Origin of the sequence: Yoonia sp. 67-2 (assembly GCF_035117555.1) — a bacterium.
Lineage (GTDB): Bacteria > Pseudomonadota > Alphaproteobacteria > Rhodobacterales > Rhodobacteraceae > Yoonia.
Genome location: NZ_JAYKPK010000020.1, coordinates 1 through 15,328 on the forward strand (window position 1 = coordinate 1; position 15,328 = coordinate 15,328).

The 15,328-nt window shown below is 56.9% G+C and carries 10 protein-coding genes and 1 pseudogene; 8 read left to right on the forward strand and 3 right to left on the reverse strand.

Annotated features, from left to right (window positions below; all coding sequences use genetic code 11):
• Positions 1-641: 641 nt before the first annotated feature.
• Positions 642-2,387, reverse strand: coding sequence for a recombinase family protein (locus VOY09_RS18110; RefSeq protein WP_322896268.1), 1,746 nt, complete (start codon positions 2,385-2,387; stop codon positions 642-644).
• A gap of 830 nt (positions 2,388-3,217) precedes the next feature.
• Between VOY09_RS18110 and VOY09_RS18115 the strand changes: the two genes are divergently transcribed.
• Positions 3,218-4,240: an alpha/beta hydrolase family protein gene (locus tag VOY09_RS18115; protein ID WP_322896270.1), complete on the forward strand. Its 1,023-nt coding sequence runs from the start codon at positions 3,218-3,220 to the stop codon at positions 4,238-4,240.
• Here VOY09_RS18115 and VOY09_RS18120 read toward each other — a convergent pair.
• The gene (locus VOY09_RS18120; protein ID WP_322896271.1) at positions 4,233-5,261 is read right to left on the reverse strand and encodes an AraC family transcriptional regulator; all 1,029 of its coding nucleotides are present in this window, start codon (positions 5,259-5,261) and stop codon (positions 4,233-4,235) included. The two genes, VOY09_RS18115 and VOY09_RS18120, sit on opposite strands and share 8 nt — an antisense overlap.
• 66 nt (positions 5,262-5,327) lie before the next feature.
• Between VOY09_RS18120 and VOY09_RS18125 the strand changes: the two genes are divergently transcribed.
• The 7 genes and pseudogenes from VOY09_RS18125 to VOY09_RS18155 all read left to right on the forward strand — a co-directional run.
• Positions 5,328-5,834, forward strand: a complete 507-nt coding sequence (locus VOY09_RS18125; protein WP_322896273.1) for a hypothetical protein — start codon at positions 5,328-5,330, stop codon at positions 5,832-5,834.
• Positions 5,835-5,967: 133 nt separating this feature from the next.
• Positions 5,968-7,407 (forward strand): IS1182 family transposase, encoded by a 1,440-nt coding sequence (locus tag VOY09_RS18130; protein WP_322896275.1) that lies wholly within the window; start codon positions 5,968-5,970, stop codon positions 7,405-7,407.
• Between the two features lie 336 nt (positions 7,408-7,743).
• Positions 7,744-9,162 carry an N-6 DNA methylase gene (locus tag VOY09_RS18135; protein WP_322896277.1) on the forward strand — a complete coding sequence of 473 codons (1,419 nt, stop codon included), beginning with the start codon at positions 7,744-7,746 and terminating at the stop codon, positions 9,160-9,162.
• Positions 9,159-10,802 carry a restriction endonuclease subunit S gene (locus VOY09_RS18140; protein WP_322896279.1) on the forward strand — a complete coding sequence of 548 codons (1,644 nt, stop codon included), beginning with the start codon at positions 9,159-9,161 and terminating at the stop codon, positions 10,800-10,802. The genes VOY09_RS18135 and VOY09_RS18140 overlap by 4 nt, the downstream gene beginning before the upstream one ends.
• Positions 10,803-10,807: 5 nt before the next feature.
• Complete coding sequence (locus tag VOY09_RS18145) at positions 10,808-12,529, forward strand: AAA family ATPase (protein ID WP_322896281.1); 1,722 nt, start codon at positions 10,808-10,810, stop codon at positions 12,527-12,529.
• Positions 12,526-13,341 carry a hypothetical protein gene (locus tag VOY09_RS18150; protein WP_322896283.1) on the forward strand — a complete coding sequence of 272 codons (816 nt, stop codon included), beginning with the start codon at positions 12,526-12,528 and terminating at the stop codon, positions 13,339-13,341. Before VOY09_RS18145 ends, VOY09_RS18150 begins: the two co-directional genes overlap by 4 nt.
• 472 nt (positions 13,342-13,813) lie before the next feature.
• Positions 13,814-13,930, forward strand: a pseudogene (locus VOY09_RS18155) (transposase); the annotation flags it as partial.
• 237 nt (positions 13,931-14,167) lie between these two features.
• Here VOY09_RS18155 and VOY09_RS18160 read toward each other — a convergent pair.
• The gene (locus VOY09_RS18160; RefSeq protein ID WP_322896379.1) at positions 14,168-15,184 is read right to left on the reverse strand and encodes an IS110 family transposase; all 1,017 of its coding nucleotides are present in this window, start codon (positions 15,182-15,184) and stop codon (positions 14,168-14,170) included.
• Between the last annotated feature and the right edge of the window lie 144 nt (positions 15,185-15,328).

A 15,328-nucleotide genomic window follows, 5' to 3' on the forward strand; every position in this document is an offset into this window, starting at 1 on the left:
AGCTGGTCTCCATTGCAGATACCAGTTTGAATCATGCCTGCGGCCCGATGTGAATCCCTTTTGTCAACACGGCCTAGTCTTACTGTATAAGTACAATCAACATTCGCCTTGCCTAGTAAATCGGCTGTGTTTGACTGCAGATGTGATCGAAAGGAAATACTTTTTTCAGCCATACTAAAGCCTTACGAGGAGCCAGCGCGGCTGCATGATTCTTGAGGCTGAGTGTCGCCCGATTTCCGGAACGACTTCAATGGTGTTTGCATCGAGAGTTGATCTATCATGTTCTGTGTCATAAGAGATTGTTTTACATTGATAAATTGTTGCTTTCAGATTGACTGGGAGGAAAAATCGAGGCCATGCCCCAAAAATGAATAGCTCTTCAATGGCTTGCCGACAACTAAGGCGGAGCGGACCGCCCGCAAAGCGCGACGGCCGACTGACAGTTGGAAGTGTCGGAACGCTTAATCCATAACCGGCTCACATCAACGCCACATCAACCCATGAATGCATGTTCCGCACTAAGTTTGCTGCCAAATATCGCTGAAAGCAGCTCAATGCAGATAAGGAAAAGGCGTAGAATCAGCGGCTTAGTGCGTAAGTTGTTGAAATGCCTAAGTTATTGGAATCGCTAGTGTTTAGGCTCATAACCTGAAGGTCGTAGGTTCAAATCCTACTCCCGCAACCAACGATACTTGCGAAACCTCCAAGGCACCTGCCGCGGAGGTTTTTGCGTTCCCAGATCCATTCCGCAGAGATCGTCTGTTGTGTGTCCCCGCAACCAACGATCCCGGCGATAGAAGATTGTCCAAAGCCTCGGCTTCCGCAAGGAAGTCGGGGTTTTTCTTTCCGGCTGCAAACTGCAGGATGGCGCCAAGATCACCGCGCAGGACGATGGCCAACTCGCCGTCCTCGGGAATGAGCGTCACCTGATCGACCAGCGTCCGGAACACCTCGGCCGCCTGCGTCCGCTCGTCTTCGTGCTGCAAGTTCTCGTAGAGTTGGCTGATCCGATCCTGATAGATCTGCGCCATGTTCGGATGCAGCAGGGGAGGCGGGTCATCGGCATTGGCCAAGAGTTCGATCAGTTCCGCCTTGCGCGCTTCAAGTTTTTTCATCTCATCGACGATCGACTGAATCGGGCCACCGGCTTTCAAGGCGGACAACAGCTTGGCCAGTTCCCGATCGGTACGCTCCAACTGGCTCTTCCATCCTTCAATATCCGCACCCCGCTCTATGCGCAGCCGGTTCACCTCCTTGGTGAACTCGGCGCAGAACTCCTTGAATAGTTCCGGTTCCATCAGGTGCTCTCTGAGACCGTTCAGGATCGACGCTTCCAGCGCATCGCGCCGGATATTCACACGGTTGTCGCACGTTCCCTTGTTGCGCGCCGTGGAACAGCCGAGCAGGTCCTTGGAGATCATTGAGTAACCGCCGCCACAGCAACCGCATTTGATGAGGCCAGCGAAGAGGTGCTTTGGCCGGCGCCTCGGGTTCATCGGATTGGCTGTACTCTCGCGTTCACCAAAGGCGAGGCTCGCTTGTCGCGCCTTCGCGGCCTCCCAGACGTCCTGTTCGATGACGCGCAGATCAGGCACATCCTGTATCACCCAGTCGCTTTCCGGGTTCGGACGCGAGACCCGGCGTCCGGTGTCGGGGTCCTTGAGATAGCGCAGCCGGTTCCAGACCAGCGTGCCAATGTAGAGTTCATTGTTCAACACGCCGGTCCCGCGCTTGGGATTGCCGTGAATGGTTGAAGGACCCCATTCCTTGCCTTGCGGGCCGGGTATTCCTTCGCTGTTCAGGGCCATCGCGATGGACCGGGAAGATTGGCCGCCGATGTAATCCTTGAAGATGCGCCTTACGACAGCCGCTTCGGCCGCGTTGATCTTGCGGTGTCCCCGGTCATCCGGATCGGATGTCCGCACCACGTCATAGCCATAGCACAGCCCGCCGCCGGATTTGCCGTTCTCGACACGGCCACGCAACCCTCGGCGGGTCTTGTCGGCCAGATCCTTGAGGAACAGCGCATTCATCGTACCCTTGAGGCCGACATGCAGATGTGAGACCTCGCCTTCGGACAGGGTGAACAGTTTCACGTCAGCATAGGACATGCGCTTGAAAATGCCGGCGATATCCTCCTGATCACGCGACAGCCTGTCCATCGCCTCCGCAAGGATCATGTCGAACCGGCCGCGAGAGGCATCGGATATCAGGGCCTGAATGCCCGGACGGAGCAGTGAGGCGCCTGAGATGGCGTGATCCGAATATTCCTCAACAATCTGCCAGCCCTGCTTCTCTGCATGAAGCCGGCACATGCGGAACTGGTCGGCAATGGATGCATCACGTTGGTTATCGGAAGAATAACGGGCGTAAAGCGCAACCTTCATGCGGCGGCCTCCTTACCTAGGGAGGCGGTCCCGCTCCTGGCGTGCCGTCTCAGCATTGACGAAATCCCGCGCGGCCTGTCGGGCCAGAAGGCGAACCAGATCCGCGGGGCGGGGATCGGATCTGGTGGGTGCGATGCGCGTTGCATCAGCGCTCGTCGCTTCGACGACCAGTTGCAGAGTCTCTGCTGTGGTGTGCCGTTGACGTGCCACGCGTGAGCCATCCCTTCCCGTTGCGCCGAACTGTGCAAAGCAAAGGATGACAGGCTGACGTCATTCCTCAAGGAAAATCCACATGGAAAAACAGCGGGTTGAGGGGATGTTGCTCGCGTCTCTTCGTGCCGCGTCGTAGGAACGGATAACCCCTCGTCGTAAACAACGGCGGCAAACACTCCTGAATTCTGATCCATCTCGATGCGCATACGCTTATGCCGCGTTGGTTCGGGTCCCCGTGCTGCCCCATGAAGGCTGGTTCTCAGCATGGCCCACGCCGCTGGCACAAGGCAAGTGTCGAAGCCGACGGCGCAGCATATCCGGGCTGACAGGATGGCAGCATTCTCCGTCATGGCTGCTAGGGCCCGTTGAATAGCGGAGGATCGGGGATTTCCAGGAATCCGTGTTTCTGCATGACACTTCGCTTGCCGCAGCATAGCCGCTTGCAAAGCTTGCCTATGGCGGCAGGGGGGCGGGCCGGGCGACAGGCATGGGCAGCCGCTCTGTGTGTTCTGTCGGCGCGGCGCGTCCGCTGCCTGCACGTCCTCAATCGTGATCAAGGTCTCGGGACCGATCTGCTGCGCCTATCCCGGTGGCATTGCTTGCAAAGGAACAAGTGCATGTCACGATCAACCCTTCCCTTCATCTTCCTGCTGCTTGGCTCGATCCCAACCCTTTCCACAGCCGAGACCGCCTTTCGCCAGATCACGCTTGACCCGCAGGGGAACCGCCCGCTGGAGGTCGCGCTCTGGTATCCGACCGAGGATCGGGGCACGGCCGAGACGGTGGGCGAGAATGCCGCCTTCTTCGGAATTCCGGTGCTGCGCGATGCTGCGCCGGAGGCGGGTGATCATCCGTTGGTGCTGCTGTCGCATGGCTATGGCGGCAGTTGGCGCAACCTGAACTGGCTGGCCGAACGGCTTGTCGATGCCGGGTATGTCGTGGCCGCGCCCGATCATCCCGGGACCACCACCTTCAACCGTGATCCCGAGCAGGCCGCGGCCTTGTTCGAGCGCCCGCATGATCTGAGCCGTGCTACCGATGCGCTGCTCGCCAACCCGGCCTTGGCCGGGCTTGTCGATGCCAACCGGATCGCGGCGATCGGCCATTCTCTGGGCGGGTGGACCGTGGCCGCTTTGGCCGGGGCCCGCTTTGCCCCTGATCAGTTCGCGGCGGATTGCGCACGGAACCCCAACCCGCGGACCTGTTCCCTGTCGGAGGAACTGGGTCTGAACGATCCTGCCATCGAAAGCGTGATGCCGGATCCGCGCCTGGGTGCCTTTGTCTCGCTGGACCTCGGATTGGCGCGCGGCTTCACCCCCGAAAGCCTCAGCGCCATCGACACGCCCGCGCTGATCATCGGTGCGGGTGTGGATATCGGGGATCTGCCCGCCAAGCTCGAGTCTGGCTGGCTGGCCGAGCATCTGCCCGCCGACAGTGCACGGTTGTGGATGATCCCCGATGCGATGCATTTCAGCTTCATGCATATCTGCAAACCGGGCGCCGAGGCGATGATCGAAGAGGAAGATCCGGGCGACGGCATCGTCTGCCGCGATGGCGGCACGCGGTCGCGCCAGGATATCCATGCCGAGCTGGCCAACGAGATCCTCGCCTTCCTTGGGCAGAACCTGACGGTCAGGTAGCCCTGTTCCGGGGCCGGTCCCGCCATTCACTGGGCGAGGCACCGGCCACCCGGCGGAATTCGCGGTTGAAGTTCGATTTGGTCTGGAAGCCACAGTCGAACATGATCTGGGTGACAGGGGCCTCCGTGTCATCCAGAAGCTGCATCGCCTCGCGGATGCGCCATTCGTTGATAACCTGCGAGACATTGCGGCCAAGCTTGCGGTTGATCGCACCGGACACTTGCCGGGCGGGGATTCCCACGCGGCGGGCCAGCCGTTCCAGCGTCAGGTCGGGGTCGCGGTAGAGGTGCTTTTCTGTCAGCAGGCGGTCAATCCGCTGCAGCACCAGCGCATCTTCAAGGCTGGCGGCGGGTGGGGCAGGTGGCTCTGCCTCTGTGCGGGAGGCCGTATCGACACCGGGGGCGCTCGCGGCCAGCCGCACCATGATGGCGCCGATCAGCGGCAGCATCAGCAGGTTGCCCGCGCTGACCAGGTTTGCGGCATGGCTGCCATTGCCGAACCCAAAATCCAGCGCGATCAAGGCATCCACAAGGCCCGAAAAGACCAGGACGCCGCCCGCCAGCGTCCCGGCCTGACCCGCCGATGCCGCCGAGGTCAGCCGGGCGTTGAGAAGCCCGTCCGCGCCGCGCAGGCCGAGGCGTACGAGCGAAACGCCGTATCCCAGGAACAGGGCGGCCAGAAGCCCGTCGACCGGCAGACGGATCCAGGGCCAGAGCGCCGAGCAGATGAGCACAGCGAGCGCCGGTGCCAGGTGCAGCCAGACCGGAAAGGACCGCCCGCCGCGCAACGGCGCAAAGCAGACCCATGCCGCAGGTGGCACCAGCGCCGCGACGATGGGTTGCAGGAAGCGCAAGACCGCCAGATCGTAGGTCCAGCGCAGGCCGACTACGATCAGTAAGGCGATGCAAAGCCCCAGGAAACCCGCGACGCGGCGCGATTCAGCACCCTGTCGGGCCAGCACGAAACCCAGCAGAACAAGGAGCAGAAGCGCCAGAACGAACGGAAGGGGGATCGCGATCATGCCCGCCTTCTAACGCCACCGCTGTCCAAGTGAAACGGGCTTCGAAGCCGCAGGATTATTCACGACATGGCAGCGCGCATGTTGACGCGGTCGGAAACCAATCTTGCCCTCGTGACACGACATCTGCGCGTTCCGATTGATGAGGCGTTCAGGGTGTTCCAGCCGGCCTGCATCGCGTCAGACAGGCTGGTGATCGTTGAGCCTGCCGGTGCGCGGGACACGGAGATGCCGCTTCATGTCTCGCATCCGCTTACCTATATCGGGCAGATATGGAACACCTGCCGCGTGGCACTATCCGCAACGGTCGAAGTTCCTCATGGCATGGCTGCCGACATAAGGGCACAGTGTATTGCGGGTGCGGGTCGCGGCGTGCTGCCTGAATCTCTGGTCAAAGCAGATATCGCAGCCGGTCGACTGTCCATCCGGCAAACGACTGCCGATCTGGGCTACTCTCTCTCCCTGTTTTGCTCTCCGCAGGCCTCCCGGCGGGCAAGGCGGATATGGTCACTTGCGGTTGAGGGCCGCAACCCGCAGCAAGACGTCCCGAGAGTCGTCCTGCCCGGTCGCAGCTAAGCGGCGGCTTGGGTACAAAGCACCACGTGCACCAGTGGGTCCGGCACTATCTTACGACCTTCGTCACTTTCGGCCGAGGCTGTGTGGAAACTGCCCGCTGTGGTAGACTTCCGCAGGCGAGCGGGAGGCGCAGATGGTGGGATTCATCGAGGGTGTGGACCGGGGTCAGTCGGTGCTTTTCCCGGACCGGCTGGAGGACTGGATCGGCGAGGACAGTCTGGTCCGCGTCGTCGATCTCTTCGTGGATGAGCTCGATCTGCCGGGCCTTGGGTTCGGTCGGTCAGCTCCGGCGCGGACAGGGCGGCCCGGCTATCATCCAGCGGTTCTGCTCAAGCTGTTCATCTACGGGTATCTGAACCGCGTCCCGTCCAGCCGCGGGCTGGAGCGTGAGGCGGGGCGGAATGTCGAGGTGATGTGGCTGACCGGGCGCCTGATGCCGGACCACAAGACCATCGCGGATTTCCGTCGCGACAACAGCGCAGGCATACGCAAGACCTGCGCGCAATTCGTCGAGCTCTGCCGCCAGATTGGCACGCTCAAGGGCGATTGCGTCGCCATCGACGGCAGCAAATTCAAAGCCGTCAACAACCGCGACCGCAACTTCACCAAGGGCAAGATCGCCAGCCGCCTTGCGCATCTGGAGGCCGATGTCGAACACTACATCACCGAGATGGTCCGCATTGATCGACAGGAAGAGGGCGAGGCTCGGGAGGTCAAGGTGGCCCACCTTGCCCGTCGCTATGGCCGCATCCGGCAGGAGATCGCCCGGCTGAAGGCGATGGACAAGGCCTTGGCCGATGCGCCGGACGGCCAGATTTCCCTGACCGATCCGGATGCCCGTGCCATGGCGACCAGCGCCCGGCACAGCGGGATGGTCGGCTACAATGTCCAGAGCGCGGTCGATACCGAGACGCACATCATCGTCGCGCATGAAGTGACCAACCAGGGCTTCGACCGCGACCAGCTCAGCCCGATGGCGACCGCAGCGAAGGATGCTCTCGGCCGCGCGGACCTGCATGCCATCGCCGACAAGGGCTATTTCAGCGGGCCCGAGATCCTGGCCTGCCATGAGGCTGGCATCACCACGACCGTGCCGCGCCCGGCCACCTCCGGCAACGCGGCCAAGGGGATGTATGTGAAGGCCGACTTCACCTATGACGCCGGGCGCGACGTCTATGTCTGCCCGGCGGGCGAAGAGCTGATCTACCGCTACACCACTGAAGAACGCGGCGTTCAGGTCCGGCGATACTGGATCAACCAGTGCCAGACCTGCCCCCTCCGCAGCAAATGCACCACCGGCACGGAACGGCGGATCTCCCGGTGGGAGCGTGAACATCTGATCGATGGTATGGGCAGCCGGCTGCGCCGTGACCCTGATCCCATGACGCTTCGCCGCTGCACGGTCGAGCACCCGTTCGGCACGATCAAGGCTTGGATGGGCACCACCCATTTCCTGACGCGGCGGCTGAAGAACGTGCGCACCGAGATGGCGCTGAACGTGCTGGCCTATAACATCAAGAGGATGATCAACCTGATCGGCATCCGCCGGCTCATGCAGGCAATCCCGGGATGATACAGCCGCCGAGCGGTCAAGTGTGCTCGTGGAAGGCATCCGAAGGCCGTCCGCGCGGACGGTCGACGACATGAAGGTCGACTGAGGGAGACGCCGCCCAACCTCACGAAAAACCCACTGCTCCTGCCGCGTCACCGGGTTTCCACACAGCCTCGGCCCATAGCAGCCGTTAGGCTCCCTTGGAGCCAATGTGCGCTTACACGCGTTTCACACATTCATTTTGTGTGGACGCGAAGGCCCGAAGGCGATCTAAGAGCACGACGCCTTCGGTTGAACCGACTTCGGAGCGCGTGTAGAGCGTTGCGACATCCGTCGGGGCATCGTAAGCATACGGACATGTCTATCGCAGCAACATCGAAACGAATCTGGTCTCTCTGCCACGTGCTCCGTGACGATGGAGTCGTCTATCATAAATATCTGTCAGAACTGACCTATTTGCTCTTTTTGAAAGTAGCCTCTGAAACCGGAAGGGAGGACCTTCTGCCTGAGGGGTGTCGCTGGAAGGATTTAAGCTCACAGCCCAAATCCAACATGCTAAGCTACTACCGCAAAATGCTTACGAGCCTTGGTGAAGACGCAAAAGAAGAAATAGTCCGAGAGATCTTTCGCTTCCCGACAACGGTATTCAATCATGAGGAGAATTTGCGCAAAGTTGTGGAGGGTGTCGACGCAATAAATTGGCACGAAGCACTCTCGGATGGTCTCGGCGCTGTTTACGAGAGCCTCCTACAACGCAATGCATCTGAAGCCCGCTCTGGTGCCGGGCAGTATTTCACTCCCCGACCGCTAGTAGACGCGATGGTCCGAGTGTTGCAACCGGATCTGGGCGAGACGATTCAAGACCCAGCTGCAGGTACGGCCGGATTTCTCATTTCCGCGCAAAGGTACATCATTGAACGGTACGACAACGCCGCCTATGCTAGCAATCCACCGCACTTCCAAGCAGTTGAGATCGAAGGGGACACGTACCGCTTGTGCCTCATGAACATCTTTTTGCACGGAATGGACGGGAAAGTTATTCATGGCGATGCGTTGACACACGATGCTGAAGAGCTCGCTTCACCTAACGTGATTATTGCCAATCCGCCCTTCGGCACCAGCGTTGGAGGGGCGAGGGCACGGCGGGAAGACTTGCCCTACAGAACATCAAATAAGCAGTTTATGTTCCTTCAGCGCATAGTTCAGTCGCTGCAAACTGGAGGTCGAGCTGCAGTAGTGTTGCCCGACAACGTTCTGTTTGAAGAAAGCGTCGGACGTGAAATTCGCACCTGGTTGATGGACCAATGTGACTTACACACCATCGTGCGGCTTCCTGTCGGAATCTTCTATGCACAAGGCGTCAATACGAACGTGATCTTCTTCACGAAGATCGGCGAGGAAGCAACCAACTCGACAAAAGAGGTCTGGTTTTATGACATGCGTGCGCAGATGCCGAGCTTCGGCAAAACGCGCCCCCTCACCGATAAAGACTTTGCTCCATTCGTCAAGGCGTTTGGCGATGATGCATTTGGCAAGGCAAGGCGTAAGGATGAGGGCGTTGAAGGCCGTTTCCGCAAGTTCACGCGCGAGGAAATCGCCACAGGAAACGACAATCTGGACATCAGTTGGTTACGTGAGGACGTAGAAAAGGCCGACGAAGGCTCAACCAATCTTGATGAGATTGCAGAGGCGATTATGAGCCACCTCAGATCCGCACTCAATGAGATCGAAGCCGTGGCTTACGAGCTAGCTGAGACGGCGGACACTGAAGCATGAGTGGCCATCCGACAACTTGGGAAAATGTTCCGATCAGTGAAATTGCTGAAGTTAATCCTCGAAAAAACGTAGAACTGACTGGCGATGACCTCGTGTCGTTCGTGCCGATGGCTTCCGTCGATGAAGTCTCAGGCACGATAGCTGCACCAATTGACAGACAATACAATGAGGTCTCGAAGGGCTTCACACATTTTCGAGATGGGGATGTAATCTTCGCCAAGATTACGCCTTCCATGGAAAACGGCAAGTCAGCGGTCGCGAGGGATCTTACGAATGGCACAGGCATGGGATCTACAGAGTTCCATGTCCTTCGCGCTAATGGGGCAATCAAGCCTGAGTACCTATGGCACTTTATACGTCAAAAGACGTTCCGTAACGATGCGCAAGCAGTAATGTCGGGTGCAGTTGGGCAGCAGCGAGTTCCAGCGGATTGGCTGAAGAGGTATCAAATTCCAATAGCCCCGCTAGCCGAGCAAGGCAGGATCGTGTTGAAGGTAGATGGATTGACCGCGCGCACTGCCCGCGCCCGCAAAGATCTAAGCCGCATCCCCACCCTCATCGCCCAATACAAGGAGCGTATTCTCGAACTAGCCTTTTTCGGCGATTTGACGGCGGACTGGCGCAAAGAGAGTGGAATGCACTCCCTGCGAACCACTTCTTCCAACGCCCTCTGGGAAACACCAGAGAATTGGCAATGGCAGCGGGTTGACGAAGTAGGAGACGTAGAGCTTGGCCGGCAACGGTCTCCGCAGAACCATGAGGGTCCAGACATGCGACCCTATATCCGTTCAGCAAACATCACATGGGAAGGCATCGACACCAGTGATGTGAAGAAAATGAATTTTGACGCTAAGGAATTCGAACGTTTTCGGCTCGAATATGGTGATGTACTCCTTAACGAAGGTTCGGGGAGTGCAAAGGAAGTCGGGAAGCCAGTAATCTGGCGCGACGAAATTCCCAACTGCTGTTACCAAAATACTGTACTGCGTGTGCGACCACGGCATTGCTCCAGCAAATATCTCTACTGGTACCTCCTGCTTACAGCATTGAGCGAGAGATTCGTAAATAGCACCAAAGGAGTGAATATTCAGCACATTGGTAAGGCAGGCCTCGCACGATACATGATCCCCGTTCCTTCTCTAGAAGAACAAGCCGAAATAGTTCGGCGAATAGAGTCCTCTATTGGATCAATGGATCTGATAGCATCGAACCACGCCATAGCTGAGCGGCTACTCCCCAAGCTCGACGCCGCGATACTTATCAAGGCGTTTCAAGGTGAACTCGTGCCGCAGGACCCAAATGATGAACCAGCAAGTGCAATGCTCCAACGCATTAAAGCAGAGAGAGTCGCCACACCGAACAAGAATCGGGGTCGCAGTCCGGGACTAATAGCGCCCCCTAGGGAGATAAAGACGATGGTAAAAAACCTTCAAGAGGCCCTAGCCGAAGCTGGAGGTTGGATCTCTGCGCAGGATGCATTTCAACTCTGCGGGATAGGGCCTCAAGCTTCAACAGAGAAAATTGAGGCGCTCTATTCCGAACTTCGGCGCCTAGAAAAAGACGGCAAACTCGAGACAGAGCCCGTCAATGATAAGCAAGGGCGTAAGCTGTATGATCGCCTTCGCCTGAAGGCAGCCTAAAGCTTATGCGCTTGGATAAGATCACAGTCGGGAGTCCCAAGGATAGCCCAACCCACAGGTTCAAGAACCTGAAAGATGTCACGATTGACTTTGATCAGAACCATTGGATCACCGTTGTGATCGGGTGGAATGGTACCGGGAAATCCAATGTCATCGAAGCACTAAGCATAATATTTCGCGATCTAATCCAAGGCAATCGCAAACCAAGTTTCGCATACAACCTGACATATCGGATGGGCAGTAGCGAAGAAACTTTGCATATCAATGTCGACGCAGATCCTGATCGTGTTCAGGAAACACTCATCATCCATGTTGCTACCGAAAGCGAAGCAAGAGGCGAAGGGACGCTCACATCTTTCATAGAGGGCGAGCCGGAAACGTCGGCGCTTCGAGGCAAAAAAATCTCGCTCAAGGCATTCTTCGACGAGCCGGCCAAGCATCTTCCCCACTATGTCTTCGGGTACTATTCAGGTGAAAGTGAGCGGCTCTACGAGGTGTTTAAGCCATACTTGGAAAGTTTCGACAGGCAGCTCCGCCAAGGCAAAGATCCTGGCCTGAAGCGTCTGTTCTATGCCTTGCCCGTACATAGCCAGTTTGTGCTTTTGGCATTCTTGATTCAGCAATCAGGCGACGTGCGCGACTTCTTGACCGAGCACCTCGGTATCGATCCTGATGAAGGAATTGAGTCAGTGCTTTTCGTGCTGCGACAGCCTCCTTGGAAATCCCAAGAAGGAGATCCGCGATTCTGGTATGCGAAAGGCGTCGTTGCTGATTTCTTGGGACGCCTGCAAGATATCGCGCTTGCTCCTATTAAAACTAGTAGAAGCGTTCCAGTTTCCCTCTGGAACAATAAGACGCTCGAGTTCAAGTATCTGTTTGTGAAGGATATCGCGTCGCTGAAACAGCTGGTCGGGGATCAAAGACCTGCTGAATTCTTTCGAGACTTAGAAAGCACCCATGTTTCTCAGATGATTGAGGAAGTGCGCATTAGGGTGCGTCTAAAAGGGGGGGACGGCACGGTCACCTTTCGCGAATTGAGCGAAGGTGAGCAGCAACTTTTCACGGTTCTTGGCCTTCTCAGGTTCACCGCAAAAAGTGAGAGCTTGTTCCTCCTGGATGAACCAGACACACATCTCAACCCACGTTGGGCTGTCGATTATCTGGGGTATTTGCGACGGTTCGCGGGCGAGAATGGCGATGAGCGCGTCGACAGCCATATTCTCCTGACCACTCACAACCCCATGTCAATTGCTGAGCTGGTCAAAGAACAAGTCCAAATTCTTCGCCTGTCGAAATCAGGAGACGGTCGGCAGATAATCGCTGTACATCCCGAAATGGACCCTCGGGGACTCGGATATGCTGCGATTGTTACGAGCGATATGTTCGGCATCGCATCAACGCTCGACCAACCGACCCAAAAGTTGCTCGAACAGCAACGGATATATGCTGGCTTTGAGAGGTTAACTGAGGATCAGCAAGCTGCACTCGATGTTATCAATGAAAAGCTCGACCGCCTTGGATTTCGTTTCTTTCACCCTGATGCCGAATACTCGCGGTATCTGCAAGTTCGAGGTGCTCTTCTCCGCGAGAGGTTTGAGACTGATGATATTGACACAATCGTCGATAATACTGCGTCGCTGTCTCGCTCAGAACGAGAGGAGATTGCCACACGACTTATCTCCGAACTGCTCGAGGCCGGAGAATCTGACACTGAGGCGAGCAATTGAGAAACATTAATATCAATCTGCTTGTGCTACCTGATGACTGGCTCGCAAGAGCGGCTGCAGCGAAAGAAGCCGTAAGGGCTGGTGATAATCCAGATGACCATGCTGACGTTTGGAGGGTTCTTAAACACAACCTCGCCGATTTGTTCCCTGACGAGAAATGCTGGTATTGTGAAACAAGATGTCTGCGAGACGATAATGCTGTCGATCACTTCCGCCCGAAGGGTAGAGTCCGTGACACAACTAACCCGCACTCCGGCTATCGATGGCTGGCGTTTGAATATAGAAATTTTCGCTACTCCTGCAGGTACTGCAATGAGCGCCGAGTTAATGTGAAGGGTGAGACCGAAGGAGGAAAAGCTGACCGCTTTCCTCTTCTTGATGAATCAAAGAGGGTCTACAGTGAGGGGCCATGTGAGGAAGAACATCCCCTTCTCCTCGACCCTTGTGATCCTACTGATTGGAGGCTGCTTGGCTGCAAGCTCGAAAATGGGAAACCGTGCTCAGCTTCTCAGGCTGCGACCGAGAAGCTACGAGTTGAGGCATCGATTGAAATATTTCACCTGCATCACGAACCAACTTGTAAGGCACGACATGCAGAAGCTATTCGTTTTGTCCAGTTGATTCAAGAAGCCAAGCAGCTGTACCTGAGAATAGGAACAGAGCAAGCAGGTCACCAACGTTTCAAGCAAAAGGCTGCGGAGATTCTCTCAGCAATGGACCGATCAACCGAGTATAGCGGCGAAAAGCACTTTCTGTTGCGCGCTGAGCGAGATAGTGAACATCCTTGGATTCAAGACTTGCTTGAAGCTTGAATGCTCAGATGCGAAGCAGTTGTAATCCGCCTTCATTGTTTTGTTTGGAGCGTTATCTGATTCTGGCTGCTTGTGGTGGCCATTTCGAAGGCAGATTTTCACTGCATCCAACCAAATCCTGTCAATCCTCAATCCTCAATCCTCAATCCTCAATCGGCCGAGGCTGTGGCAAAACTCGTTCGAGCATGTTCGACTGCGGAATTGCGCTCTCTCTGACGTCCGCCTTGGGAGATTTTGTTTTGTCCATGGCCGCAATATTCTGATTACCAAGAAAGATGTTCTCGCCAGATACTCCGAAACTGAGTTTTGACACAGTATCGGATCAGAGCTGACATTTACGTAAGCGGTCTCTGGGCACCACCGGCCGTTCAGCTTGACGGCTTGAAGTTCCAGGGTAGAAGGGTAATCCCCCCCGAAAGTAAGGGGCTGCGGAAGTAGAATTTTCTCGGCAAGATGAACGAGGAGATTTTGAATGAAGATGACCAGATATAGCGAACCCCAGATCCTTGCGATCCTGCGCCAAGCCGAAGGTGGTGTGCCGGTGGCCGAGCTTTGCCGTGAACATGGCATGAGCAATGCGTCGTTTTACATCTATGGATGTCTCTCCCATTGCAAGCTTTTCGCTGATCTGTCCCGCCGCCAGGTCCCAGGTTGCAAACATCTATCCGGCGTCACCGGTCGATGGTGCGCCCAAATGGGAATTCCGCGTGGTGAGCCTCAACAAGTGGTCGGCCTTGGCAGGCCATTATAAAAGCCAGGTTCCTCACACACCGGAGTTTGCCGGTCGGTTCATTTCTTTGATCGTCTTGCAATCCTTGTTGCGCGCTTAAACGGCGGCGCGGAACTCCTCATTTCTGTTTAGCATGGCCCAGATGATCCGGGCATTCTTATTGGCCACGGCGACGATGGCACGGTTCATGCCACGTCTCTCGCGCAGCCTGTTGACCCACTGACTGAACTGGTCTGACTTGCGTTGTGCGACACGGACCACGGATCTGGCACCGTGTATTAGCAGGGTTCGTAGGTGTCTGTCGCCGCGTTTGCTGATCCCCATGAGCAGCCTCTTGTCCCCGCTGGAATGCTGTCGTGGAACCAGCCCCATCCATGCGGCCAGATGTCGACCGTTCTTGAACTCCCGGCCGTCGCCTACCGCTGCCACAACCGCTGTCGCCGTCTTTGGGCCGACACCGCAGATGCGTGCGATCCGTCGGCAATCTTCATTGGACTTGAAGACCGCATCGATCCGGCGATCGAAGGCAGTGATCCGGGCGTCGATCTGCTCCATAAAGTCGAACAGGTCACCAATGATCTCACGGCTCATCACGCTCAACCCATTCGCCTGGTCCTCTAGGATTTCCGGAATGGCGCGCCGCGCCCGTCCGATTGAGAGGGCAATCGGTATGCCGCGATCCAACAGCAGGCCCCGCATCTGGCTCACAAGCGCAGTCCTGTGGTTGACGAGGCGGCGCCGCGCCCGATGCAGGGCCTGAATGTCCTGCTGTTCTTCGGACTTGGTAGGCACGAACTTCATGTTCGGCAGCATCAGGGCGGTGCAAATGGCCTCAGCATCATTCTGATCATTTTTTTGATGCTTGACGAAGGGTTTGACATACTGCGGCGCGATCACCTTTACAGTATGGCCGAGCGCTTCGAATTGCCGTTGCCAATAAAACGCCCCGGTGCAGGCTTCTACCCCAATGACACAAGGCTCAAGCTCAGCAATTTCCGCCAGCAATCCTTCCCGGCGGATGCGGCGTTTCAATACGGCTTGTCCATCAGCGTTGACTCCATGCAACTGGAACACATTCTTGGCCAGATCAATTCCGATAAATGCGACTGTCATTTCTCTCTCCACTCTGCTGCGTCACACCCGCAGCGTTACCGATGGCGGGAGAGACATCCATCCCATTAAATGGCGTGCGAAGTATGGGGGCATGGATGCATCCATGGTCAGCCAGATGAAAGCCATGGAGGAAGAGAACCGCAG